At 59.6% G+C, this 23,758-nt stretch carries 13 protein-coding genes and 1 pseudogene; 2 read left to right on the forward strand and 12 right to left on the reverse strand.

Annotation, left to right across the window (positions count from 1 at the left end):
- Positions 1-214: 214 nt before the first annotated feature.
- The 3 genes and pseudogenes from PSH65_RS14810 to PSH65_RS14820 form a co-directional block, all read right to left on the reverse strand.
- On the reverse strand, positions 215-2,968 hold the full coding sequence (locus PSH65_RS14810; RefSeq protein ID WP_305426744.1) for a hypothetical protein: 2,754 nt from the start codon (positions 2,966-2,968) through the stop codon (positions 215-217).
- 308 nt (positions 2,969-3,276) lie between these two features.
- Entirely contained in the window at positions 3,277-4,806 is a 1,530-nt protein-coding gene (locus tag PSH65_RS14815) for a hypothetical protein (protein WP_305426745.1), read from the reverse strand.
- Between the two features lie 259 nt (positions 4,807-5,065).
- Positions 5,066-9,271 (reverse strand): annotated as a pseudogene (locus tag PSH65_RS14820) (beta strand repeat-containing protein); the annotation flags it as partial.
- Positions 9,272-9,788: 517 nt separating this feature from the next.
- Between PSH65_RS14820 and PSH65_RS14825 the strand changes: the two are divergent.
- Positions 9,789-10,151, forward strand: a complete 363-nt coding sequence (locus tag PSH65_RS14825; protein ID WP_305426746.1) for a DUF6124 family protein — start codon at positions 9,789-9,791, stop codon at positions 10,149-10,151.
- Between the two features lie 53 nt (positions 10,152-10,204).
- Here PSH65_RS14825 and PSH65_RS14830 read toward each other — a convergent pair whose 3' ends face one another.
- From PSH65_RS14830 to PSH65_RS14855, 6 genes are all read right to left on the reverse strand, one after another.
- Complete coding sequence (locus PSH65_RS14830; RefSeq protein WP_305426747.1) at positions 10,205-11,197, reverse strand: LacI family DNA-binding transcriptional regulator; 993 nt, start codon at positions 11,195-11,197, stop codon at positions 10,205-10,207.
- 75 nt (positions 11,198-11,272) lie between these two features.
- Entirely contained in the window at positions 11,273-12,778 is a 1,506-nt protein-coding gene (locus PSH65_RS14835; RefSeq protein WP_305426748.1) for a glycoside hydrolase family 32 protein, read from the reverse strand.
- The gene (locus PSH65_RS14840) at positions 12,775-13,914 is read right to left on the reverse strand and encodes an ABC transporter ATP-binding protein (protein ID WP_305426749.1); all 1,140 of its coding nucleotides are present in this window, start codon (positions 13,912-13,914) and stop codon (positions 12,775-12,777) included. Before PSH65_RS14840 ends, PSH65_RS14835 begins: the two co-directional genes overlap by 4 nt.
- A gap of 27 nt (positions 13,915-13,941) precedes the next feature.
- Positions 13,942-14,784 (reverse strand): carbohydrate ABC transporter permease, encoded by an 843-nt coding sequence (locus PSH65_RS14845; RefSeq protein WP_305426750.1) that lies wholly within the window; start codon positions 14,782-14,784, stop codon positions 13,942-13,944.
- On the reverse strand, positions 14,781-15,743 hold the full coding sequence (locus PSH65_RS14850; RefSeq protein ID WP_305426751.1) for a carbohydrate ABC transporter permease: 963 nt from the start codon (positions 15,741-15,743) through the stop codon (positions 14,781-14,783). The genes PSH65_RS14845 and PSH65_RS14850 overlap by 4 nt, the downstream gene beginning before the upstream one ends.
- A 21-nt stretch (positions 15,744-15,764) precedes the next feature.
- Positions 15,765-17,039 (reverse strand): ABC transporter substrate-binding protein, encoded by a 1,275-nt coding sequence (locus PSH65_RS14855; RefSeq protein ID WP_305426752.1) that lies wholly within the window; start codon positions 17,037-17,039, stop codon positions 15,765-15,767.
- A gap of 168 nt (positions 17,040-17,207) precedes the next feature.
- Between PSH65_RS14855 and PSH65_RS14860 the strand changes: the two genes are divergently transcribed.
- Complete coding sequence (locus PSH65_RS14860; RefSeq protein ID WP_305426753.1) at positions 17,208-18,773, forward strand: carbohydrate porin; 1,566 nt, start codon at positions 17,208-17,210, stop codon at positions 18,771-18,773.
- A 121-nt stretch (positions 18,774-18,894) separates the two neighbouring features.
- Here the strand turns inward: PSH65_RS14860 and PSH65_RS14865 are convergent, their stop codons facing one another.
- The 3 genes from PSH65_RS14865 to PSH65_RS14875 form a co-directional block, all read right to left on the reverse strand.
- Positions 18,895-20,859 (reverse strand): metallophosphoesterase, encoded by a 1,965-nt coding sequence (locus tag PSH65_RS14865; RefSeq protein ID WP_305426989.1) that lies wholly within the window; start codon positions 20,857-20,859, stop codon positions 18,895-18,897.
- A gap of 97 nt (positions 20,860-20,956) precedes the next feature.
- Positions 20,957-21,775 carry a diaminopimelate epimerase gene (gene dapF / locus PSH65_RS14870; protein WP_305426754.1) on the reverse strand — a complete coding sequence of 273 codons (819 nt, stop codon included), beginning with the start codon at positions 21,773-21,775 and terminating at the stop codon, positions 20,957-20,959.
- Positions 21,776-21,878: 103 nt separating this feature from the next.
- Positions 21,879-23,618, reverse strand: coding sequence for a dipeptidase (locus tag PSH65_RS14875; RefSeq protein WP_305426755.1), 1,740 nt, complete (start codon positions 23,616-23,618; stop codon positions 21,879-21,881).
- Positions 23,619-23,758: the final 140 nt, after the last annotated feature.

Consider the following 23,758-nt stretch of genomic DNA (forward strand, 5'->3'; position numbering starts at 1 on the left):
CTGACCATTTACCTGTTCAACTATGACTAAGCACCGGGGATTGCGCATCAGCCGATACTCCCAAGCGGGGTGGGAGTTTCGGCCTAGTCGTTCTCGTAGGTGGTCTGCCGCAGGGTGCCCAGGTTGATGCGAGCGTGCGGATCGCCTGTTGGAACTGCAAAAAAATGCGAGGGAGGCTTGTGCCACCCTCGCATCCTTTTACGCGCGCGACGCCTCAGGCGCTGCCAAAAACAATGTCGCTACTCAGAAGATCAACCCCGACCAAGGTGATGGTCGTGACATCTCCGCCCGTTTCGGTAACCGACACGACGCTGTCTGCGCCGCTGGTGTCGATCTGGACAGCGGCGTTCTGGTCGCCGTTGAGCACCAGGGTGTCTCGCAGGTTTGCGCCCGCATCGAAACCGGTGACCTGGTACTGGTCCTCATCGAATGACAAATCGACGTTGAAGGCATCACGCTCACCGCCCGTACCCACCAGCGTGTAGTCGAAGGTGCCGGTCAAGTCGTTGGCGAACAGGTTGGCGTCAAACGTACTCGTCGCCGAGTCCCCATCCCTGTCCGTCACCGTCGCGTTGAACGTCAGCTGGATATCACTGGCCAGGCTTTCGGTCTCCTGAATGAACTGGATCACCGGGATCTTGATCGTGCCCAGGCCCATCGTGAGCTGAACAGCGTCGATCAGCGTCGCGTCCGCCTTCTCGATGACGAAGGACGTCTGTCCTCCGGCCTCCGAGGTCAGATCAGCGGCAAGAACCTTCGTCGGCGAACCCGAAGTGGTGCCGTCCGCGTAGAAGATCGTGTAATACAGCTCTTCCGTTGCCGGGTTGTACCCCTGCACCGAGTTGTCGATGAACACTTTCATGCTCGACAACAAGGACTCGGGGTTGATGACGAAACTCTCATCACCCACGGATTTGGAGTCATTGGGGTCAGCGTCATTGATGCCTGGTATTGTGTTTCCATCCAGGTTGTTGTTGCCAATACCAATGCCGGACGTGCTGACGTTCATGTTCGCGGTGCCGAGGAATGCAAAGCCGCCGGCTTCTACCTGCGCTTCGGTGAGGTCGGGCGCTCCCAGCCCGATGGCGGAAAAGATGTCGCTTGAGGAAGTGGTTGCGTTAACACCAAAAAAGACAATCTCCTCAGATGGCGAAGGAATCGTCGGCGGATCCTGCTCTGGAATCAACAATGTGCGCACTGGATCCGGGCCGCCGGCACCGAGCGAGCCGTCGGCACTGCTGAGCACGACCGTAGAACTGAAACCTTGCACCAGATCCAGTACATAGCTGCCATCGGCATAGGCGCTCAACGTGTAGTCGATGGTGGTATCCGCCGTGGCGGCGTTGTTGTCGAAATCGGCGGTCAACGTCCCGGCGAATTGGTACGCGCCGTTGCCGTCCGGTGAGGGCGACTGCTCGGTGAGTGTGGCGGTCCCGGTCGTGGTGGTGTTGTCTGGCCTTACGAGGGTGAACGGGTTATTCACCGAGATATCCAGACCGTTCGCATCCAGCCCGTCGGCGCCAGCCGAATGACTCCAATACCCGGTTTGTGGCAGGACGCTACCGGTGCCGATCAGGTTGCCAAAGGCGAGTGCAGGGCCGTCATCTTCGAAGATCATCCTGGAGCCGATTTCGGCGGTTGTAACAGCGGTTTGGAGCAGCGTGAAACCACCGATATCAAAATCGGCGTGGGTATTGCCCCTTGCGTTGAGGGCTGCTCCGTTCTCGACGAGCACGCGATTGTGATTATCTGTTGTGGTGTATTCAATCTGGTAGCCGGCTTTAACGCCGGTGATGGTTGCAATCCCATTAGCATCAAAGCTGATGGTAATGGCCGGATCATTCTCCGGTCCGGCTGAATTCTCGATCACCTGCCCGGTGCTGATGTTGATGACGCGAACATTGGTGATGGCAACCGGCGTATCGTTCGTATAGCCGTCGATGAAATTCACGCCAGGCTCAGCAGTGGTGTTGAATGCGCTGATTTTTACGACGGCACTCTTGCCGCTTTGCAACTGCACGACGTCGAAACTGGCCTTCTTCGCATTGACGACGTCGGTAAAGTCGATGTTGGCTTCAACATCTGCTTCGTTCTGATCCAGGTTGGGAATGGTCACATCCTGCCTGGCACCGGTGACGAACGAATAACGAATGCCCTCCTGTTCCGTAATCATCTGGCTGTTGGTGCCAAAGGTGGTCGGGCCAGCCGCCTGGCTGGTATTGATCGTGTCGCCGGTCGTTATATTGACACCCGTTGACTGATTCGCTGGATCCTTGCCGGTGGCGATGATGGTGGGATCCGTGATCCGCAAGACACCACCGACGTCGACAACTGTCGGGTTCGCCGTCGTGAACATCAGGAAGAGGTTCTGACCGGAGGGCGCATTGGCCAGACTGAATTCCAGGTCCTGACTGGTTCCGACGAATACCTTATTCAGCAGATTGAGCGAATCATCGGCGTTCGTAGCATCTGGATGCTTGAGCGGTTGGTACTCCACGGTCCAGATCTTGCCGCCGGTGGCCGGCGATCCGGTTTCTTCGATATAGGCCGCGAACACGATCGCGCCGGTTGCGCTTCCGGCTCGGCCCAGAAGGATGTTGTTGTTCGTGTCCGTATAGAGAAGGATGCTGGTGCCATCGAGGGTGTCCAGTCCGCTGTCCAGGCCATTGAGGGGGGCGCCAGCGCTGTCGACGAAGCTGATATCGGTAATGCTGGCTCCGGGGTCAGGGGTGATGGTGAAGGCATCGCTGCCCGTGTTGCCCGCGGCACCGGTATAGCCACTCAAGGCTGCACCTGTTGCGGTACCTGCGCCCAGTGCGGTCAAACGGGTAGCGAAGGCCGAGGGCAGGGAGGCCACCAGAATGTCGTTGTCGTCAGCGTCTCCCGCTGGGGATGGCGTGGCGGTGGCGTTCTGCAATCCGGCCGTTTCGTCCAGCGAAACGTTCACGCCGGTGATTCCAATAGCCATGATTTTTCTCCCGAGCAATTGCGGTCATCGAGGCCTGACCGTTGACCATTGCCCGAACTATGGGCATGGGCCGGGTATTGCGCATCGGCCGATACTCCCAAGCGGAATGGGAGTTTCAGGCTACTTGGATGGGGGAACAGCACGAGGGCGTGAAGGAATGGTGCCGCCTATTCCGTTTGTGAATGAGGACATGCCGCAAGGCTCGTCCGGCCTTGGCTTAGGGACCGCAGTGGCCCAATAAAAAACGGCCTGGCCCCTTGCGGGAGCCAGGCCGTGTACCTGCAGCGGTTTTCAGACTTCCTTAGTGATCAAAGCACAAGATCTGTCGGTGCCAGGTTAGTTACTCCCACCAGTTCGACCACGACAGGATTTTCGATATCAATCGTCTGGACATCGGTGAAATCGCTATCTGCATCGACGACCTTGAAATCCAGCGTTAGATCAAGGGTCGCTGGTACAGTCGTGGTGGTGGAGAAACCAGCATCGATGATCTTCAGCGGATTCGTACTCGTATCCTCCGCAATCGTGTTTCCAGGCCCGACGAGACCACTGACCGGCTGTGCGGAAGTGCTGCTTGCGCCATCGTCACCGACATTGCGATTCAGATTTATCGCGCTGCCCGTAAGGCCAGCATCATTCGAAAGAATCTGAATACCCTTGATGAGCCAGTTATCACCGGTCTGAATGTTGAAGTCATTGCTTTCAACAATCAACAGAGCATCATTATTGTCCAGGAACGGGTCGTTCGGATCGGCTGGGTCGTTGACGATAAGGGCCTCGTACTTGGTTCCAACAAGATCGGAGTTGTTCGTATCGTTCTCGTACACATCGCCTTGGTCGACGTAGATGGCACGTGTTGTAGTGATGGAGGAATCATTTGCATCAGCAAGACTGACGATAAGCAAAAGATCATCGCTTTCAGTCTCGTATCCATCGAACTTGATAAAGAAATCGGTCGCGAAACTAAAATTCTCGGCGCCCAGATCTCCTTTCGGATCAGTCTCGAAGAAATTGATGTTGGCCGCTTCACCTGCCTGGATCGTATTTCCGGAGACGCCCAGAGCAGTGCTGGACAAGGTTACAGGGGCCTGCGTGCCGCTCACAAGCTCACCCGCCGTCACAACAGTATTGCCGCCGGCAGTAAGTGGTGCCTCGAAGCCCGTGATCTGGATGAAGAAGCCTTCCCCAAGCTTCCCGGTGGCCACAGGTGATGGGCCACTGGAAGGCTCCGTACCATCCACGTCATACGTTTCGTATCCAGTGCCTTCGCCCAGCGTGACGTCTTGCGTCGTTTGCAGCGCATCTATCTCGAACGTATAGGTGTCATTGACTTTGTCAAACACCAGCGTGCCTTCCACCAGTTCAGGATCGGTGCCAGCATTGCGATCGTGATCGTATTTGAACGACACGTTAAACGTGGCACCGGTGAGACTCTCTGAATCCCAGGTGACCGTTGGATCAACGATCGCAACATCGTTCGCCGAACCAGAGAGGGAGAGTTCGGCAAAATCACTGTCCGCTGCCGAAGAGTAGGTCGGCCCGCGCTGGTCCGCACCTATCGAGTAGGCGAAGTCACCCGAAAAGGTCCATGACGTCGCACCCAAATCGGGATCGACATCCTGCACAGGGGGTGTCTCTATAACGGGCGTGTCGTCATCGACGGTGATGACCAGCTTCTCGGCTGCGGCCGTTACCGTGTCGCCGTCCTTGTCGGTGGCTTGCAGCAGCGAGCCCAGGTTGATGGTGATGTCGTTCTCGTTGTTGCCTGCGGCGTGATCCAGCGGCTTGAGCAGCGTGAAGGTGTAGGCACCCGCTGTGGTGAGGCTGAAGGTAAACACGTCGGTCGCGCCGGCCTTGGCGGTGAGTGTGCCCGCGACGCTGTACACCAGCGCCACCCCGCGCAGAGCTCAGCCGCCGGCAAGCCGCTGGGTCACTCGACAAGGCAAAGGTCAGCGGCGTGTCGGCGCCGGACTGGAAGATGCCGGTCACGCTGCCGCTGGCGGTGGTCGCCTCGCCAGCCACGTCGCCCGTACCACCGGCAATGCCGTTGGTCAGGCCGTCCTCGTCGACGGTTCCCGTCACGGCGGTCCCGGTCGCGGTCGGCGTGTCGTCATCGACGGTGATGACCAGCTTCTCGGCCGCGGCGGTTACCGTGTCGCCGTCCTTGTCGGTGGCTTGCAGCAGCGAGCCCAGGTTGATGGTGATGTCGTTCTCGTTGTTGCCTGCGGCGTGATCCAGCGGCTTGAGCAGCGTGAAGGTGTAGGCACCCGCTGTGGTGAGGCTGAAGGTGAACACATCGGTCGCGCCAGCCTTGGCGGTGAGTGTATTGCCCGCGACGCTGTACACCAGCGCCACCCCGCCAGAGCTCAGCGCCGGCAAGCCGCTGGTGTCGCTCGACAAGGCATAGGTCAGCGGCGTGTCGGCACCGGACTGGAAGATGCCGGTCACGCTGCCGCTGGCGGTGGTCGCCTCGCCAGCCACGTCGCCCGTACCGCCGGCAATGCCGTTGGTCAGGCCATCCTCGTCGACGGTTCCCGTCACGGCGGTCCCGGTCGCGGTCGGCGTGTCGTCGTCGACGGTGATAACCAGTTTCTCGGCCGCGGCCGTCACCGTGTCGCCGTCCTTGTCGGTGGCTTGCAGCAGCGAGCCCAGGTTGATGGTGATGTCGTTTTCGTTGTTGCCTGCCGCGTGATCCAGCGGCTTGAGCAGGGTGAAGGTGTAGGCACCCGCTGTGGTGAGGCTGAAGGTAAACACGTCGGTCGCGCCGGCCTTGGCGGTGAGTGTGTCGCCCGCGACGCTGTACACCAGCGCCACCCCGCCAGAGCTCAGCGCCGGCAAGCCGCTGGTGTCACTCGACAAGGCATAGGTCAGCGGCGTGTCGGCGCCGGACTGGAAGATGCCGGTCACGCTGCCGCTGGCGGTGGTCGCCTCGCCAGCCACGTCGCCCGTACCACCGGCAATGCCGTTGGTCAGGCCGTCCTCGTCGACGGTTCCCGTCACGGCGGTCCCGGTCGCGGTCGGCGTGTCGTCGTCGACGGTGATAACCAGTTTCTCGGCCGCGGCGGTTACCGTGTCGCCGTCCTTGTCGGTGGCTTGCAGCAGCGAGCCCAGGTTGATGGTGATGTCGTTTTCGTTGTTGCCTGCGGCGTGATCCAGCGGCTTGAGCAGGGTAAAGGTGTAGGCACCCGCTGTGGTGAGGCTGAAGGTAAACACGTCGGTCGCGCCGGCCTTGGCGGTGAGTGTGTCGCCCGCGACGCTGTACACCAGCGCCACCCCGCCAGAGCTCAGCGCCGGCAAGCCGCTGGTGTCACTCGACAAGGCATAGGTCAGCGGCGTGTCGGCGCCGGACTGGAAGATGCCGGTCACGCTGCCGCTGGCGGTGGTCGCCTCGCCAGCCACGTCGCCCGTACCACCGGCAATGCCGTTGGTCAGGCCGTCCTCGTCGACGGTTCCCGTCACGGCGGTCCCGGTCGCGGTCGGCGTGTCGTCGTCGACGGTGATAACCAGTTTCTCGGCCGCGGCCGTCACCGTGTCGCCGTCCTTGTCGGTGGCTTGCAGCAGCGAGCCCAGGTTGATGGTGATGTCGTTTTCGTTGTTGCCTGCGGCGTGATCCAGCGGCTTGAGCAGCGTGAAGGTGTAGGCACCCGCTGCGGTGAGGCTGAAGGTGAACACGTCGGTCGCGCCAGCCTTGGCGGTGAGTGTATTGCCCGCGACGCTGTACACCAGCGCCACCCCGCCAGAGCTCAGCGCCGGCAAGCCGCTGGTGTCGCTCGACAAGGCATAGGTCAGCGGCGTGTCGGCGCCGGACTGGAAGATGCCGGTCACGCTGCCGCTGGCGGTGGTCGCCTCGCCAGCCACGTCGCCCGTACCACCGGCAATGCCGTTGGTCAGGCCGTCCTCGTCGACGGTTCCCGTCACGGCGGTCCCGGTCGCGGTCGGCGTGTCGTCATCGACGGTGATGACCAGCTTCTCGGCTGCGGCGGTTACCGTGTCGCCGTCCTTGTCGGTGGCTTGCAGCAGCGAGCCCAGGTTGATGGTGATGTCGTTTTCGTTGTTGCCTGCCGCGTGATCCAGCGGCTTGAGCAGCGTGAAGGTGTAGGCACCCGCTGTGGTGAGGCTGAAGGTAAACACGTCGGTCGCGCCGGCCTTGGCGGTGAGTGTGTCGCCCGCGACGCTGTACACCAGCGCCACCCCGCCAGAGCTCAGCGCCGGCAAGCCGCTGGTGTCACTCAACAAGGCATAGGTCAGCGGCGTGTCGGCGCCGGACTGGAAGATGCCGGTCACGCTGCCGCTGGCGGTGGTCGCCTCGCCAGCCACGTCGCCCGTACCACCGGCAATGCCGTTGGTCAGGCCGTCCTCGTCGACGGTTCCCGTCACGGCGGTCCCGGTCGCGGTCGGCGTGTCGTCGTCGACGGTGATAACCAGTTTCTCGGCCGCGGCCGTCACCGTGTCGCCGTCCTTGTCGGTGGCTTGCAGCAGCGAGCCCAGGTTGATGGTGATGTCGTTTTCGTTGTTGCCTGCCGCGTGATCCAGCGGCTTGAGCAGGGTAAAGGTGTAGGCACCCGCTGTGGTGAGGCTGAAGGTGAACACGTCGGTCGCGCCGGCCTTGGCGGTGAGTGTGTTGCCCGCGACGCTGTACACCAGCGCCACTCCGCCCGAGCTCAGCGCCGGCAAGCCGCTGGTGTCACTCGACAAGGCAAAGGTCAGCGGCGTGTCGACGCCGGACTGGAAGATGCCGGTCACGCTGCCGCTGGCGGTGGTCGCCTCGCCAGTCACGTCGCCCGTACCACCGGCAATGCCGTTGGTCAGGCCGTCCTCGTCGACGGTTCCCGCCACGGCGGTCCCGGCCGCCGCCGGCCCGTCGTCTTCGAAGATCATCTGAGAACCGATTTCGGCTTTCGTAATAGAGGCTTGGAACAGGTGGAGGCCATCGATATCAAAATCGGCGTGGTTATTGCCCTTGGCGTCGAGGGCCGCCCCGTTCTCGACGAGCACACGGTTGTGATCCGCCGTTGTGGTGTATTCAATCAGGTAGCCGGCTTTAATACCGGTGAGGGTTGCAACCCCATTAGTGAAGGTGATGCCAATGGTCGTGTCATTCACCGATCCGTCTGAATTCTCGAGCACCGTCCCGGCGCTGTTGAGGACGCGAACATTGACGATGTCAACCTTCGTATCATTCGCATATCCGTCGATAAATTGCGTGCCAGATTCAACAGCGGTGGTGAATGCGCTGATTTTTACGACAGCACTCTTGCCGCTTTGCAACTGCACGACGTCGAAGCTGACCGTCTTCACATTGACCACGCCGGTGTAGTCGATGTTGGATTCAAGATCGGCTTCGTTCTGATCCAGGTTGGGAATGGTCACATCCTGCCTGGCACCGGTGACGAACGAAAAACGGATGCCTTCCTGTTCCGTAATCATCTGGTTGTTGGTACCGAAGGTGGTCGGCCCACCCGCCTGGCTGGTATTGATCGTGTCGCCAGTCGTTATATTGATGTCGTCGCCCGGGTCGTTGGGGTCAAGCCCGGACTGATTCGCCGGTAACTTGCCGGTGGCAATAACGGCGGGATCCGTGATCCGCACGACACCATTGACCGTTTCAGTTGCTGGGGTCGCTGTCGTGAACATCAGGAAGAGGTTCTGACCGGAGGGCGCCTTATCGAGACTGAATTCCAGGTTCTGACTCGCTCCGACGAAAACCAAATCCTCCAGGTCGACCGGATCATCGGGGTCCGTAGCATCTGGATTGCTGAGCGGTTGGTACTCCACGGTCCAGATCTTGCCGCCTGTGACCGGCGATCCGGTTTCTTCAATATAGGCAGCGAACACGATCGCGCCGGTTGAGCTCCCGGCTCGGCCCAGAAGGATGTTGTTGTTCGTGTCCGTATAGAGAAGGATGCTGGTGCCATCGAGGGTATCCAGTCCGCTGTCCAGGCCATTGAGTGGTGCGCCATTGCTGTCGACGAAGCTGACATCGGTAGCGCTTGTTGCGCCGCTGATGGTGAACGCATTGCTGCCCGTATTGCCCACGGCACCGGTATAGCCACTCAAGGCCGCATCCATTGCGGTACCTGCCCCAAGGGCGGTCAAACGGGTAGAGAAGGCCGAGGGCAGGGGTAGCGCCGTATCGTTGTCGTTAGCGTCTTCCGTAGCGCCTGGCGTGGCGGTGGCGTTCTGCAACCCGGTCGTTTCGTCCAGCGAAACGTCCTCGCCGGTCGCTACGACGGTCAGAGCGCTGGCCGTAATCAAGGAATCTTGCTCAATAGTCATGACTTTTTCCTGGGCAGTTGCGGTCATCGAGGCCTGACCGTTGGACCTTTGGTCGCAACTATGGCTAAGCGCCAGGGATTGCGCATCGGCCAATACTCCTAGGCGGGCTGGGAGTTTCAGACTACTTGGAGGGGGGAGACGGGATGGTGCGAAGGAGTGGCGTCGTTTCCGTTGGTTTTTTGAAACTTCCTCGCGTTTAACGATGCATGTTTAACGACACTCCGTGTTACTTCCCGAAGGGCTACAAGACCTTGCGCCGTTGCCTACGGTTAAGCCAGAATCCGCCGGCTTGTGCGCCGATGGCCCGGGCTCTATCGTTTCCCTGTCGCTGAAAAACAGCGATGGGGTTTGGTAGACCCTCAGCATCGACGCATAGCGTCACCTTCGGTCCTTTCTTAGGGCTGCGTTTTATGGTGGCCATGCGCAGGGCTCCTTCGGGAGCGCCGGTTCCGATGCCCGGTCTACCAACCTTCGTATGGCCGCCACCCTCCGTTTGGTAGCGAGATGGTGTTGGCTCCTTTTAAGAAGCATCGGAGTTTCTACTATGTTCAAAGTGACACCCAACCCACCGGACACCGATCCGGCATCCCCGTACGAATCCCTCGACTCGAAAAAACTCAACGAAGCCGCCGAGCGCGCCCTCGATTTCTACCTCAACCCGGCAGCGATCATGAACAACACCCCACGCAAACCCAGCACCCTGTACATGGTTGCGCCGGATGTCGGCCATGAAGCCTTGCTGGTTCAAACGTGCGAGAACCTGGCGTCGGCCAGTGTCATGGCCAGCGACATCGCTGCATTGGTGGAGGGCACCCACCGCAATACCCTGCTGGCGCTTCAGCAGGTCATCATGCTGGCGGAACTGGCGGTGAATCGAATGCTGGATAACTTCGTGCCACCCAAGTAATCACTCAGCCCTTTACCGAGAGGCTTGCCCCCTCGGTAAAGGGTTTTGATGGCTCACAATGACGTTCTGACCACCAACGGACAATCAACCGGCTGGGCTCCCGAGACCTCCAGGGCTTCGATCAGGTGCCGGGCCGCATTGCGACCGATCTCGTAGTACGGCAATTGCACCGTGGTCAGGGGCGGGATGAACAGTTCGGCGATGCCGATCATGTTGTCGTAGCCGAGCACGGCGACGTCGTCGGGAATTTTCAGACCACGGCTCAACAACAGCTGATAGGCACAAAAGGCAATGCGGTCGTTGCCGCAGATCAGAATATCGAATTGGGGGCGACCTTCAATAATGTGTCGGTCGAGGATGGCTGCGGTTTCACCATAGGCGTCATGATCGGAAAGGTCGTATTGCAGGAGTGCGTCAGGCGCCAGGCCGAATGCCTGACAGGCACGCTGCAGGCCTTTTTGCCGCAGGCCCCAGGCCAGACTCTGTTTGGGCAGATTGATACACAGAGGGCGCCGATAGCCTTGGCTCAACGCGTGGTGTACCGCTCGATATTGTCCCATTTCATCGTCTGGCACATAGCTCACCAAGCGACTGTCATCTGCCAGGCAATTGGCGAGTACCAGGGGTTTGCTCTTCAAGCGCTCGGGAATGCTCACATGGCGAAACCCCATGGCGCTGAAGATCAACCCGTCGGGACGGTGCGACAACATCAGGTCGATGTTCTGGTCGGTGGGCGGGTTGTTCAACAGGTTGAGGATAAATACATTCCAGCCGGCTTGCTGCGCGGTCTGTTCGATGGACAGCAGCAGCTCGACCGCGAACGGTGTGGTCGCGGTGTCCAGCGCGAACACACCGATGGTTCGCGACTGGAGGTTGTCGCCGCGCATCTTGCGCGCCGACAGGCTGGGTACGAACTGCAGTTCGTCAATGGCGCGACGCACCCGCTGAAGGGTTTCGGGGCTCAGTTTTTCCGGATTGTTGAGCGCTCGAGAAACCGTCATCAGGGACACGCCGGCCAGCTGTGCAACGTCTTTCACTGAAGTCATGCGAGGCGAGGCCGGTCAGGTTGACGCAGGATCATGACACAGGGTCCGGGTTTCTCGCGACTCGAATGACGCCGCTCATAGCCATCCCGAGGCCAGAGGCCATGCCTTGGGAATGGAGACGCGTCCGCCACTCCCGCTGGCAAACAGTTTCACCCCCAGGCTGTCAGGCCGCGGATAAAGGCGACTGCTGAAGCTGAAGCGCCCGTTTTCGTCGAACACCTCGATGGACGAGCGATCGAGAAATACGCGCAGTTCCAGGCGCTCTTGTGTCGGGTCTATCGACACGCTGCGCTGACCGGTGACTTGCGCACCCGAGCGGCTGCGGTCCAGCACCAGACGCTGCAGCAATGCATCGTAGTAAAGCAGGGTTTCTTCACGGTCATCGTCGCTGCAACGCAAGGCGATTCCCAGGTGGCCGTCGGTGCAGTCGCGTAAATCCAGATGCACATGGATTTCGAGCATGTCGCCATTCACTTGCGGCACGCACCGGGTTCCCGATTCATCCCACCAGGGCGTGCCCGGCAATGGCGCCATGCGCAGAGCGGTGAGCTCCCGTGCCGGATACACGCAAAGGCGATCTGCATGCAGTTCTAGTTCGCGCGGCAAACCGAGCATGCCGCACCAGTGATGGGCCTGGCTCGGCATCGGGCTTTCCCACATGTCGAGCCATGCCCACACAAGGCGCCGACCATCGGCGGCCAGGAGCGTTTGCGCGGCATAGAAATCGTGGCCGTTATCCAGCTCGATAAAAGGCCCGCCGGTGAAGTGCCACTCGCTGTCGAGTCGGCCCACTCGATAACCGGTCTGGTACTTGTTGAGCCGCTCGTAACCCTCGGGGTTGCATGCCCTGGGGGGGGAGTAGAGCAGCACATCGCGTCCGTTCAGGCGAAACAGATCCGGGCACTCCCACATATAGCCGTCGCCCGCGCTGCCGCTGGACACATAGTCGAGGAACTCCCAGGCGTGCAGATCCGTGGAACGGTACAGCGGGAGCAGCGGCACATCGCCCAGACGTGCGCCGGCAATCAGGTACCAGCCGTCATCCTCCTGCCATACCTTGGGATCGCGAAAGTGCATGATCGTGTCTTGCGGTGCGGTGTCGATGACGGCGCCATGCTTGACGAACCGGATACCGTCGGTACTGGTGGCCAGACACTGGACTTGGCGGATCGAGCGCTCGTCACCCACGTCCCCCAGCCAGGTGTGCCCGGTGTAGATCAGTGCCAAAGTATCGCCACACACCACCGCGCTACCGGAAAAACAACCGTCGCGGTCGAAATCATCGCCGGGCGCCAGAGCAATGGGCAGATGCTGCCAATGGACCAGATCGGCACTCTTGGCATGCCCCCAATACATAGGGCCCCATTTCGCGTCGAAGGGGTGGTGTTGATAGAACACGTGGTATTCGCCACGAAAGAACACCACCCCGTTAGGGTCGTTCATCCAGCCCGCTGGAGGGGCAAGATGATAACCGGGTCGATAATCGTGGATGACGCGAGACAGGCCGTCACTCAGCGCACACTGCGCAAGGTCAAGGGCGCAAGACATTGGGTCATTCATGGGATTCAAATACACAGTCATAGGGCGCTTGCTCGTGCCGAGCGCAGAGGGACGCCCTCGGGCAGGGTTTCAATGGTGTGGCGTTTCAAGGCGGTGCCATCGGCGTCGAACAAGTGCAGGTTGCCGATGTCCAGTTGCAGCTCGACCCGATCGCCCGCCTGCCATCCGGCGTTGACCTCGCAACGACAGATCATGGGCTCGTCGTGACCGGTATCGAGGTGCACATAGGTTTCGCTGCCCAGGTATTCGACGGCGGTCACGACGACGCCGGCGGCTCCATCCGCCGCCGTGAGCGACATGTGCTCCGGGCGAATCCCCAGGCTCAGCGTCGTGCCGGCCGCCAGGTTCGAGCTGTCGAAGGGCAGGGACGTGATGCCCCATACGAGGGTATCGACCAGGCTGGTTTCACCTGGTGCCTGCAGGCGCGCCGACAGAAAATTCATTCTGGGTGAACCGAGAAAACCGGCGACAAAACGGCTGGCCGGGCGTTCATAGAGTTCGCGCGGTGAACCGACCTGCTCGACGCGACCGCCATTGAGCACGACAATTTTGTCGGCCAGGGTCATCGCTTCAACCTGATCGTGGGTGACGTAGATCATGGTCGAGCCGAGTCGATCATGCAGTCGGGCGATTTCGTTGCGCATCTGCACCCGCAAGGAGGCGTCCAGGTTGGAAAGCGGCTCATCGAACAACAAAATGTCCGGTTCCCGCGCCATGGCCCTGCCCATGGCCACACGCTGACGCTGCCCACCGGACAGTTCCTTTGGCTTGCGTTGCAGCAGGTTGTCCAATTGAAGGATTTTCGCCGTTTTCAGCACGCGCTCGCGCAGGCTGGTCTTTTCCGTCTTGGCCAGTTTGAGACCAAAACTGATGTTGTCGTAGACGCTCATGTGCGGGTACAGCGCATAAGACTGAAACACCATGCCGACACCACGTTCGCGCGGCTCCAGGTCGTTGACCCGACGCCCGTCGATCAGCAGGTCGCCGGCGCAGATCGAATCCAGTCCGGCGATCAGTCGCAGCAGGGTCGATTTTCCGCAGCCCGAAGGGCCGACGAACACCACGAACTCACCCGCCGCGATGTCCAGGCTGACGTCGCGAAGAATGCGCATGCCGCCCAATTGTTTGTTGACGTTGTCCAGTTTCAATTTGATCACGATGCTGTTCCTTGTAGTTGTCGGGCATCAACCCTTTAACGCGCCGGCAGTCAGACCGGAAACGATTCGGCGCTGGAAGATCAGCACCAGAATCACCAGGGGGACGGTGACCACCACCGATGCGGCCATCAGCAGCCCCCAAGGCAACTCATGGGGACTGCCGCCGGAAATCAGGGCGATGGCGACCGGCACCGTGCGTTGCGTGTCGGTGAGGGTGAAGGTCAGGGCAAACAGGAACTCGTTCCAGGCTGCGATGAAAGCCAACAGGCCAGTGGTGACCAGTGCGGGCCAGAGCAGTGGCAACAGCACCCGGGTCAGCGTGACCCAGGGTGAAGCGCCATCCATGATTGCCGCTTCTTCCAGCTCATGGGGCAGTTGGCCCATGAACGTGGTCAGCACCCAGACGGTGAAGGGCAGGGTGAAAATCGTGTAGCTCAGGATCAATGCCCAAGACGTGTTGTACAGACCCAGCGCGCGGATCACTTCGAACAGCCCCGACAGCACCGCAACCTGGGGAAACATCGACACCCCAAGTACCATCATCAGCACCGTGCCGCGACCACGAAACTTCACCCGGCCCAAGGCATAGGCGGCGGTCAGGCTGAGGAACAACGCCAGTGTCACCACGCTCAGCGCAACCACCAGCGAGTTGCCGATCGCCCGCAGGAATGAGGCTTGATTGAGCACCGCCGTATAGTTGGAGAAGTCGGGGTTTTCGATCCAGTAGCTCACCTCGAACAAGGCGCTGGACGGCTTCAGCGACGTCACGATGGCGTAGTAGAAAGGGAAGACCGCATACAGCAGCAACACCCCGATCAGGCACCAGAATCCGAGGCGCAACAGCGCTTTTTTCAGTAGGCGAGGGCTCATGAGCGGACCTCCAGTTGACGGCGTCCGAGGTAGAGATAGAGCATGGCGATCACCGCAACCACCAGAAACAACAGCGTCGAGGCCGCGCTGCCGTAACCAACGTCCTGAAACTCCACCAGATGCTGGCGGGCATACACCGACATACTCATGGTGCTCGACGAGTTCGAGGTCAGCACATAGATCACGTCGAATACCCGCAGCGAGTCGAGGATGCGAAAGATCGCCGCCACCAGCAAAGCGGGCATCAGCAGGGGAAGGGTGACACGCCAGAACACTTTCAACGGGTGAATGCCATCGACCCTGGCGGCTTCGTAGCAATCGCTCGGCAACATCTGCAAGGCCGCCAGCATCAGCAGCGTGACAAAAGGCACGGTCTTCCAGACGTCGACAATGATCACCGCCCACATCGACAGATCCGCATCTGCCGTCCAGGCCAGGGGCGCGTCAATCAGGCCGAGGCTCAGCATCAGGTGATTGATGATGCCGAACTGGTCGTTAAGCATCCATGACCAGATCTTCGCCGAGACAATGGTCGGAATGGCCCAGGGAATCAGAATCAACGCACGCACCAGAGAGCGGCCGGTGAACTTGATGTTGAGCAGCAACGCCACCAGCAATCCCAGTACGACTTCCAGCCCCACCGACACCACGGTGAAATGCAAGGTGTTGCGCACCGCGTTCCACCACTGTGGATCGACCAAAATGCCCGACCAGCTGGAACCGTTGTGAAACAGATAATTGCTCAAGCCTATGAAGGTTCCGCCACCGGTGTCCGCCAGGTTGGCGTCGGTCAGGCTGAACCAGAATGTGCGCAGTAGCGGCCAGGCCGCCACCAGGGCCAGACACAGCAACATCGGCGTCAGAAACAGCCAGGCAGCGCGCACTCGGCGACGTTGCACGGGCGTTTCCCTGGTGAGCAGCAGCTCGTCACAGGGGGCATGGGTAGAAGAGACAGACATGGTGATTTCCTTCCTTGTGGCTTACCAGTTCCGGCGTTTGATGCGCGTGAGTTCGCTTTCCAGATCGGCCAGTGCCTGATCGACCGGTAGCTCGCCCGCCAGCACGCCATGCACTCGATCGAAGAACGCATTGGAGACCCGTGGATAGCGATCGGCGGTGATGGCAGCGGGGCGCATTACCCCATCGTTGAGAATGCTGTGCAGCTGAGCGTAATAAGGCATTGCCGCGAGCAATTCGGGGTCTTGATACAGCGACTCGATAACCGGGTTATAGGCGCCTATCAGGGCACGACGTTTTTGCTCTTGGGCACTGGTCAGGTAGCTCACCAGCTCTGCGGCAAGTTTTGGATGGGCGCTGTAACGCGATACCGCCAGGCCCCAGCCACCGAGGGTGGATGCATGGCTGCCGGTCTCGCCGCCGCGGGGCAGGGGAGCGACCCCGACCTTGTCTTTTACTGCACTGTCCTGGCTTTGTACCAGGGCCCAGACATACGGCCAGTTACGCATGAACAGCGCATTTCCCGATTGGAATACGCCACGTCCTTCTTCCTCTGTGTAATTGAGCACGCCCCGTGGGGAGATGTCTCCGACCCAACTTTTCGCCAAGGTCAAAGCCGTTCTTGAAGCCTGACTGTTGACCACGATGTCGCCTCGCGAATTGACCAGGCCGCCTTCCGGTTGGCTGCTGATCCACTCCAGCGCATTACACGTCAGGCCTTCGTAGGCGCGCCCCTGAAAGATGTACCCCCACGCATTGGGATTACCGGCAGTGCGCTCGGCCTGCTGAATATTTCTGGCGGTAGCGGTCATTTCCTCCCAGGTCTGGGGAACCTGCTGGTTGTACTTCTCAAGCAAGTCCTTGCGGTAGTACAGCAGACCCGAGTCGGTGAACCACGGCATGGTCACCAGCCGTCCGTTCACCGTGGCGTTATCCACCTGTGCCTGGAAGTAGCCTTGGGTCGCGTTGGTCGCAAGCACCTCGCGCAAATCCATCAGGTGTTTGGCCAGCATCCCCGGCCACACCATATCGATTTGAATGATGTCGATGTCGCTGGACTGCGCACTGAGGATCTGTTGGTAGAACGACAACCTCTCGGTCGCCGAGTTAGGCGTGGAAACCACCTCGACGTGGTTGCCGGTCTGTTTCGACCATGCGTCGACAGCCTCCTTGCACAGTTGTAATTCGGCACCCACGGCCCCGCACGAGATCGTCAGATTGGCTGCGCTCGAGAGGGATGGAAGCCCGGCAAACAGGGTGAGCAGTGCTGCTGGAAGGAGTGATTTGAGCTGTTTCATAAAGCCCTCTTTATTTTTGTTTTTAGAAAAGTTAACGTTAACATCGCCAAATGTAGCAGCGTATTTGCGATGAGGCATCCTTTTTTTGGTGGATTTTGACAATTAACAATTCACGAAAAAAAGGCCGGTCGCAGGACAGAAAAATAAAAACAAAACAGGAAATCCCCCATGCAGAAAGCATCAAGCTGGCTACTCGCAGGCGTACTCGGCACCTCGGCGGCCACCTCTCAGGCCGCGACTCTGGAAGAGCGCATGGCCGCGTTTGAAGCCCGTGCCAGCGCCGCGGAAAAACGTGCAGCCGCCGCTGAACAGCAAACCCAGGCACTTGCCAGAGAATTGCAGCAGATCAAACTTGCTACTCCCGCCTTGCAGCCGGCTGCGTCCACTGCAACAGCCATTTCGGCGCCTGCTTTGGACACCCGGCTGGCAAAACTCGAAGCCCGTCAGCAAAGCATGGAAAAGCAGAACAGTAACGGACACCTGACTGACGGCTTCAGCTTCAAGGGCTACGCCCGCTCCGGATTGCTGATCAACGATGGGCTGGGTGGTGGTCGTGGCGGCCCTTATACAACCCCGGCCGGTTCAGTCGGTGGTGCCGTCGGGCGACTCGGTAACGAAGACGACACCTACATGCGTATAGACCTGTCGAAAGAAATCTATGCGCAGAACGGCACCCGTTCCAAATTCACGGTGTCCATCGCCGACGGTGTGGAGAGTTCCAATGACTGGACGGCCGAAGAAAGTAACCTGAACGTGCGTCAGGTCTTTACCGAACTCGACCATCTCGCCGCTTTCAAGGGCAACTCAGTGTTCGAGAATTCCACCCTGTGGGCAGGCAAACGATTCGACAGAGATAACTTCGATATCCACTGGCTGGACTCGGATGTCATCTTTCTGGCCGGCACCGGGGGTGGCATCTACGATGTGCAGATGAACAAGGATTGGCGCTCGAACTACTCCTTGATCGGGCGTAACTACGGGGATTTCAGTGAGGGCGGTGTCAATGCCGATGTGGAAAGCTACATCCTGACCTCCAACCAGTTCTTTGATAATGGTCAGTGGCAGTGGATGTTCAATGGCATTGGCTCAAAGAAAAACGACTTTGGCACCCGCAGCAATGAAGCGGGCCTGACGCCTGCGGATTCCGGCTTGCACAGCATGGTGGCCAATCACCAGAAAAACTTTTTCGGCAGGGAAGGCTTCTTCAAAACGGCACTGCTCTATGGGCAGGGTCTGGGGGCAGAGGTCAAGAACATCGGCTCGGATGGCGAACTGATCGACGATGCCCGCGCGCTGCGTCTGGCGCTTTATGGTGAGACACCCATTGCTCCCGGCTGGCGCATCGGCCCCAGCTTGTTGGCCGAACAGAGCAAGGACAGGTACGTCAAAGGTGACGACTACCGCTGGATGACCCTGAACGTGCGGTTGGCCAATGAAATCAACAGCAATTTCGAGATGGCCTACGAAATGAGCTGGCAAACCATGGACCTCGATCCCAAGGGCTATATGCAACGTAATGCAGTCGACGGTAACTTCTGGAAATTCACGATTGCTCCGACATTCAAGCCTGACTTTGGAGACCTGCTCACACGTCCCGAATTGCGCGTGTTCGCCAGCGTCATGAACTGGTCCTCGGACCTGGACCGATACAGTTCCACAGACAACTTCGGCAAGTCGGACTTCAACGCCGGCGGTGTGTGGCAATACGGTATACAGATGGAAACCTGGTTCTGATACCTGCTTCATCTGCGACAGGCCTTACCTGTAGGAGCCAGGCTTGCCGGCGAAGGCGCTCTTAAAAGTGCCTTCGCCGGCAAGTCGGATCGCCGCACCGCTGGCTCCTACGAAAGCGGTTTTACTCACGCTGAATCACGATGGGCGGCTCGATCAGTTGCAGTTCGAGCGTACCCGAGGCTGGCACGAAGCGCGGGCCGGTGCTTTCAGGCGTTGCCCGCAACCTCCAGGTGCGCTGCACCTTCGCCAGTTTGGCGACGCCTGATCCCAGGGACCAGCGCCGGCAGACCTTTTCCAACTTGAGTGGGTAAAGGGTGAGTTGGTCGCCTTTGAAGTGCATGCGCAGGAAGCATTTGTGGTCGGCGATGCACTGCGAGGAAAAAACCGCCTCGCTATGTAGCCCCCAAAAGGTGTTGCCCATCACCATCCATGCGCCGAACAACAGGCCTCCCAAACTGCCACCGAGCACCAGCGTCTCCGCCAGGAACAACGAAACCTGGTACAGGTTTTCTACCTCGAGCTGCAAGTAGTGGATGTTGACACGGCCCATCAGCCATAGCAGTCCGATCGCCAGTCCCAGATGAAGTAACCCGTGAGCCGCTCCAATGGCATAGGCGAGCTTTCGGGTGCGCTTGACCCCGGCGGCTGAGAACACTGCGCAACCCAGCACAATGATCACGGCGAACATTACCGACGAAGGACTGTGTGACAGGACCAGGAGCAGGTGTCGCCAAACTTCGCTGATGTTGGGAATAGACGCTTGGAGGTCAGACAATACGTCCATCAGACTGCGGTTGCCTCGTGCCGGGTGGGGCACCGTACTGGCGCTTTGTACCATCCAGTCGAACAGCAGGTACAAGATGGCAAGCATGCCGCAGAACGAGAGGTTGCGGGTGGGTAGCCGCCACGCCCGATTACGCAGTTGCTCGGAGGTCTTTTTGTCCGGGTAGACCGCAGCCAGCTCGTAGTGCTGTCGGGTGCCGCCAACGTTGATCGGCTTGGGCGGATCTGGAAGCTGATGGGTGGCATTCAAGAAGGCGCCACCGCCTCCGCAGGTGATGCGCTGCGGCGCCGGGGTGCCAGCTTTTGGCTGATAGCGCGCGTAGTGGTGCGAGTCTCCGGCCAACACCACCGCCAGGTGATCACCCAAAAGCTCCTCGATCTCGCGCAGGCTGCGAAAGCGCGGCGTCTGGGTTTCGATCGAGGGCAAGGCCTTGCTCTCCTCGCGTGCCAGCCGTTCGGCTTCGTCCACCCAACTCGGCTCGGGTGTGCAGAGGATCACGCGATCGCCTGGCTGCAATTTGGCGTGCATCTGCTCGAAGTATTGCTTCTGCTGTCGGTCGATCATGGATTCAAACTGCAGATCCAGGCCCCAGATCCACCAGCCATGGGGCAGTTGCAGCACGTAGTAACCGGTGCGCTGGCGGGTTTCCCAAGCGCCGATGGGCTTCTGCTCGCAAAACAGTTGGGAGAAACCGCGCAGACCGTCATACCAATCGTGGTTGCCGGGCGTCGCCAATATCCACGGTGCACCCGGCTGTCGCACGGGCTGGTCCTGGTCATCAGGGCGTTCCTTGGGTACCGGCGCGGGAAATGCGGCGCGGAAGGGATCAAGGAAACGGGTGCGGTAGCCGTTGCGGGCCGGTGTGGGATAGACCTGGTCACCGCCGAGCAGCAGCACATCGCCGCGCGGCAGCGAGAGCTGGTGTTCCGGCAACTCGACAGCATGGCTGACGCACAGCGCCATGGAATAGGTGGAGTCCCAGCCATCGCCGGTGTCGGCCAGATAGTCGATCCACACGTCACCGTCGGCAGCCACCTGGATGGGCGGGTTAGAGTCCCGAGGGTTGAGCATGGCCAGCACCTCGCGTGGGTCCGCGAAGGCACCCATCGTGGTGGCGACAGCCGTTTGTAAGCCCGTGCGCATTAGCTGCAACGGGCCTAGCCAATTGACCATCGCCTCCTGGGTATAAAGTTCTATGCGGCTATTGAGCGTGGGGGATTGGGTGGAACGGGTCATGGCGAGGGGCGCAGCGTGCGGCGTAGGCGCCTCTCCAGCGCGAAACTCAATCGATTGCTCCTTCATCATTCAGCCTCCATTGCTGTAACGAGTTCAGGTACCTCAAAAGGGTGATCTTTTGTCGGTCGATTCAGAATAGGTCAGTTATGCGATGGCCGCCGGTTCATAGCCTCAAGGAGAGGCTGTCGTGAATCGTTCCCGAAAACGTGGTCTCTACCGGCCCGATGAGAAAGACCGGTCCCACGCCATCCCATTGAACCGTTACGGTACCGCCATCACATTCAACCTCAACGCGAGGGTCTAACAAGCCACGACGAATTCCGTTAACTGCCGCACCACAAGAGCAGGAACCTGAACCGAGTGGAATACCACCCCCGCGCTCCCAAATGCGCAACCGAATGTGCTTTCGGTTAATGATCTGGACGAAATGCACATTCGTCTTGAGGGGGAATAGAGGGTTGGTTTCAATGGTCGGTCCGAGGGTCACTATATCAATGGCTGTCAGGTCATCCACAAAATAGGTGCAGTGCGGATTGCCCATGCTGGTAGCTGCTGGCTCACCCGCGAGTGGTAAAACAGCAGTATCCATTTCCAGAGCCAGGGGAATATCCGACCAGCCGAAAAGCGGTTCCCCCATGTTGACGGAAATCGTACCCGTTGAGGTTCGTTCACACGTGAGGAGACCACGGTTGGTTCGCAGCGCTATCGACGTAGTATTTGATTCACGCATCAACACATCCGCGGCACCCCGCGTTGCGCTGCCACAGGCATCCAGCGTGGAACCATCAGCATTCCAGAACATCAAGCGCGCCACGGCATCATCGCAATCGAGCATCACCGCGAGTTGATTGAATCCGACGCCTCGGTGCCGATCACCCATTCGCCGAGCCATGGCGCTTGTGATTGGATTGGCCGAGTTTCGCGAGTCCACAATGACGAAGTCATCGCCATTGGCGTGCATTTTATGAAAACTCAGCGGCATAAAGAGATCCTGTCGACGAGACATGGGGGGATGATGTTAGAAGGCGATCCAGCCTCATTCGAATAGAAATGGACCCGCCAGAATAGCGGGTCCGAAAGGGGGATCAGAGTTTCGGCAACTGTCCGATGCGCCCGAACATTTCGGTCACGATCTGCAGGTCCAGCAGGAACTGGTCGACGGTCTTGAACTCGTTGTCATTGTGGCCAGTGTATTTGACCTCGGGCCTGGCCAGGCCGAATTGCACGCCATTGGGCAGCTCATGGACCGAAGTGGCGCCGGCAGAGGTGCCGAACTTGTGTTCCATGCCAAGGTTTTCGCTGGCCACGGCCAGCAGCGCCTTGACCCATTCACCCTCAGGATTGCGGTGCATCGGCTCGGCGATCGAGTAGTCAAAGGCCGCCGCAATGTCGGTCTTCTTGCTCCAGGCGCCAAGCTTGTCGGCGATTTCGGTCTTGAGCACTTCAGGGGATTTGCCCTTCGGCACGCGCAGGTTGACTGCGAGCTTGAAGGCTTTTTCATCCATCCCGACATAGGTCAGGGATGCGGTCAGCGGTCCCATGAAGGCATCGGAAAAACCGACCCCCAATTTGTTACCCAGGTAGTCCAGCCCCCAGTTGTCGGCGGCGTAGCGGGCGGCGTCGGTCATGTGGTTGTGCTTGAGCGCGACCTTCCCGTCGAGGCTGTTGATGAAGTCCAGCATCCTTGCCACCGGGTTGACGCCTGACTCGGGCTCGGAGGAGTGGGCGGAAACGCCGGTGACCGTCAGCTGGACGTCCTTGCCGACGACCTTGGCGCTCACCTCGAAGTTGCCGCCATTGCGCTTGGCATAATCGCTACCGGCCTTCTGCAGGCTGGCGGCCAATTCGGCGGGCTTGTCAGTCACCAGGGTGGCGACTGAAGTCGAAGGAATCTGGTTGGTTGCCAGGCCGCCGGTCATTGAGGTGATTTCAGCGCCCTTACCCTGTGCGTTACGACGGGCAAAGCTTGCCATGACGGTGCCATAGCCTTTCTCGGCAATCACTACCGGGTAGCCGCCATCCAGCGCCAGGTTGTAGTTGGGTGTCGGGTTGTGTTCGAAGTAATAGGGGATGGCGTCGCCCGTGGTTTCTTCGGTGGTGTCTACCAGCAGCTTGAAATTCCTGGCCAGCGGCAGTTTCTCTTCCTTGATGATCTTCATGGCGTAGAGCGCCACCACAATGCCGTTCTTGTCATCCTCGGTGCCCCGGCCATACATGCGGTCGCCGACCAGGGTGACCTTGAACGGATCGAGGCGGGTGCCGTCTTTCAGAACCCAGTTCTCCGGCGTCACGGGCACCACATCGGCATGAGCGTGAATGCCCACGACTTCGTCGCCGTTGCCTGCGAGGGAGATTTCATAGACGCGGTTGTCGATGTTGCGAAAGTTCAGGTTGAAGGCCTGGGCAAGGCCCTTGAGCTTGTCGGCGATCTTGATGAATTCGGGATTGTCGTGCTGAGCAACGCCGTCCACGCGGAAGGTCGGGATTGCCACCAGCTCGCGCAGGGTTTCGGTGGCAGCATTGCCGTATTTCACCCGTGCATAGAGGCCAAGCAAGCGATGGATCTCGTTCTGCTGTTCAGGGGTAAGGGTCTTGTTGCTCTGGAAGGCACTGATTGCCGGGCCGAGGCCGTTGGTTTTGGCAACGTCGCTCTTGGCCAGGCGTCCCAGGAACTGCCTGAAATCGGTTACCGATGCGTCACTGAAGGTCTTGAGGATGGTCGCGCTCTGTTGCGGGGTGATGTTGGCGTGCGCGGACGTGGTGAACGACGAAAGGCTGGCCAGCATCAGGGTTGTCGCGGTCAGGTGTTTGAGTGAGAAATCCATTGTTGGGGGCATTCCTTTGCAGGCAGTTTGTGAGAAAAATCTGGTCGATGAGTCAGAAACTTTTCCAAACTAACACCATGAGGGAGTGGTACGGGAGTCCCTGAAGCGGGATCTGTCGCACAAAAATGCAAAAGCGACGC

This window comes from Pseudomonas sp. FP603, from assembly GCF_030687415.1.
In the GTDB taxonomy this organism is placed as follows: domain Bacteria; phylum Pseudomonadota; class Gammaproteobacteria; order Pseudomonadales; family Pseudomonadaceae; genus Aquipseudomonas; species Aquipseudomonas wuhanensis.

Coding starts and splice junctions, on each gene's coding strand:
- PSH65_RS14810 (WP_305426744.1), bottom strand. CDS start 2,968: ATGGCTATTGGAATCACCGGCGTGAACGTTTCGCTGGACGAAACGGCC.
- PSH65_RS14825 (WP_305426746.1), top strand. CDS start 9,789: ATGTTCAAAGTGACACCCAACCCACCGGACACCGATCCGGCATCCCCG.
- PSH65_RS14830 (WP_305426747.1), bottom strand. CDS start 11,197: ATGACTTCAGTGAAAGACGTTGCACAGCTGGCCGGCGTGTCCCTGATG.
- PSH65_RS14835 (WP_305426748.1), bottom strand. CDS start 12,778: ATGACTGTGTATTTGAATCCCATGAATGACCCAATGTCTTGCGCCCTT.
- PSH65_RS14845 (WP_305426750.1), bottom strand. CDS start 14,784: ATGAGCCCTCGCCTACTGAAAAAAGCGCTGTTGCGCCTCGGATTCTGG.
- PSH65_RS14850 (WP_305426751.1), bottom strand. CDS start 15,743: ATGTCTGTCTCTTCTACCCATGCCCCCTGTGACGAGCTGCTGCTCACC.
- PSH65_RS14855 (WP_305426752.1), bottom strand. CDS start 17,039: ATGAAACAGCTCAAATCACTCCTTCCAGCAGCACTGCTCACCCTGTTT.
- PSH65_RS14860 (WP_305426753.1), top strand. CDS start 17,208: ATGCAGAAAGCATCAAGCTGGCTACTCGCAGGCGTACTCGGCACCTCG.
- PSH65_RS14865 (WP_305426989.1), bottom strand. CDS start 20,859: ATGAAGGAGCAATCGATTGAGTTTCGCGCTGGAGAGGCGCCTACGCCG.
- dapF (WP_305426754.1), bottom strand. CDS start 21,775: ATGCCGCTGAGTTTTCATAAAATGCACGCCAATGGCGATGACTTCGTC.
- PSH65_RS14875 (WP_305426755.1), bottom strand. CDS start 23,618: ATGGATTTCTCACTCAAACACCTGACCGCGACAACCCTGATGCTGGCC.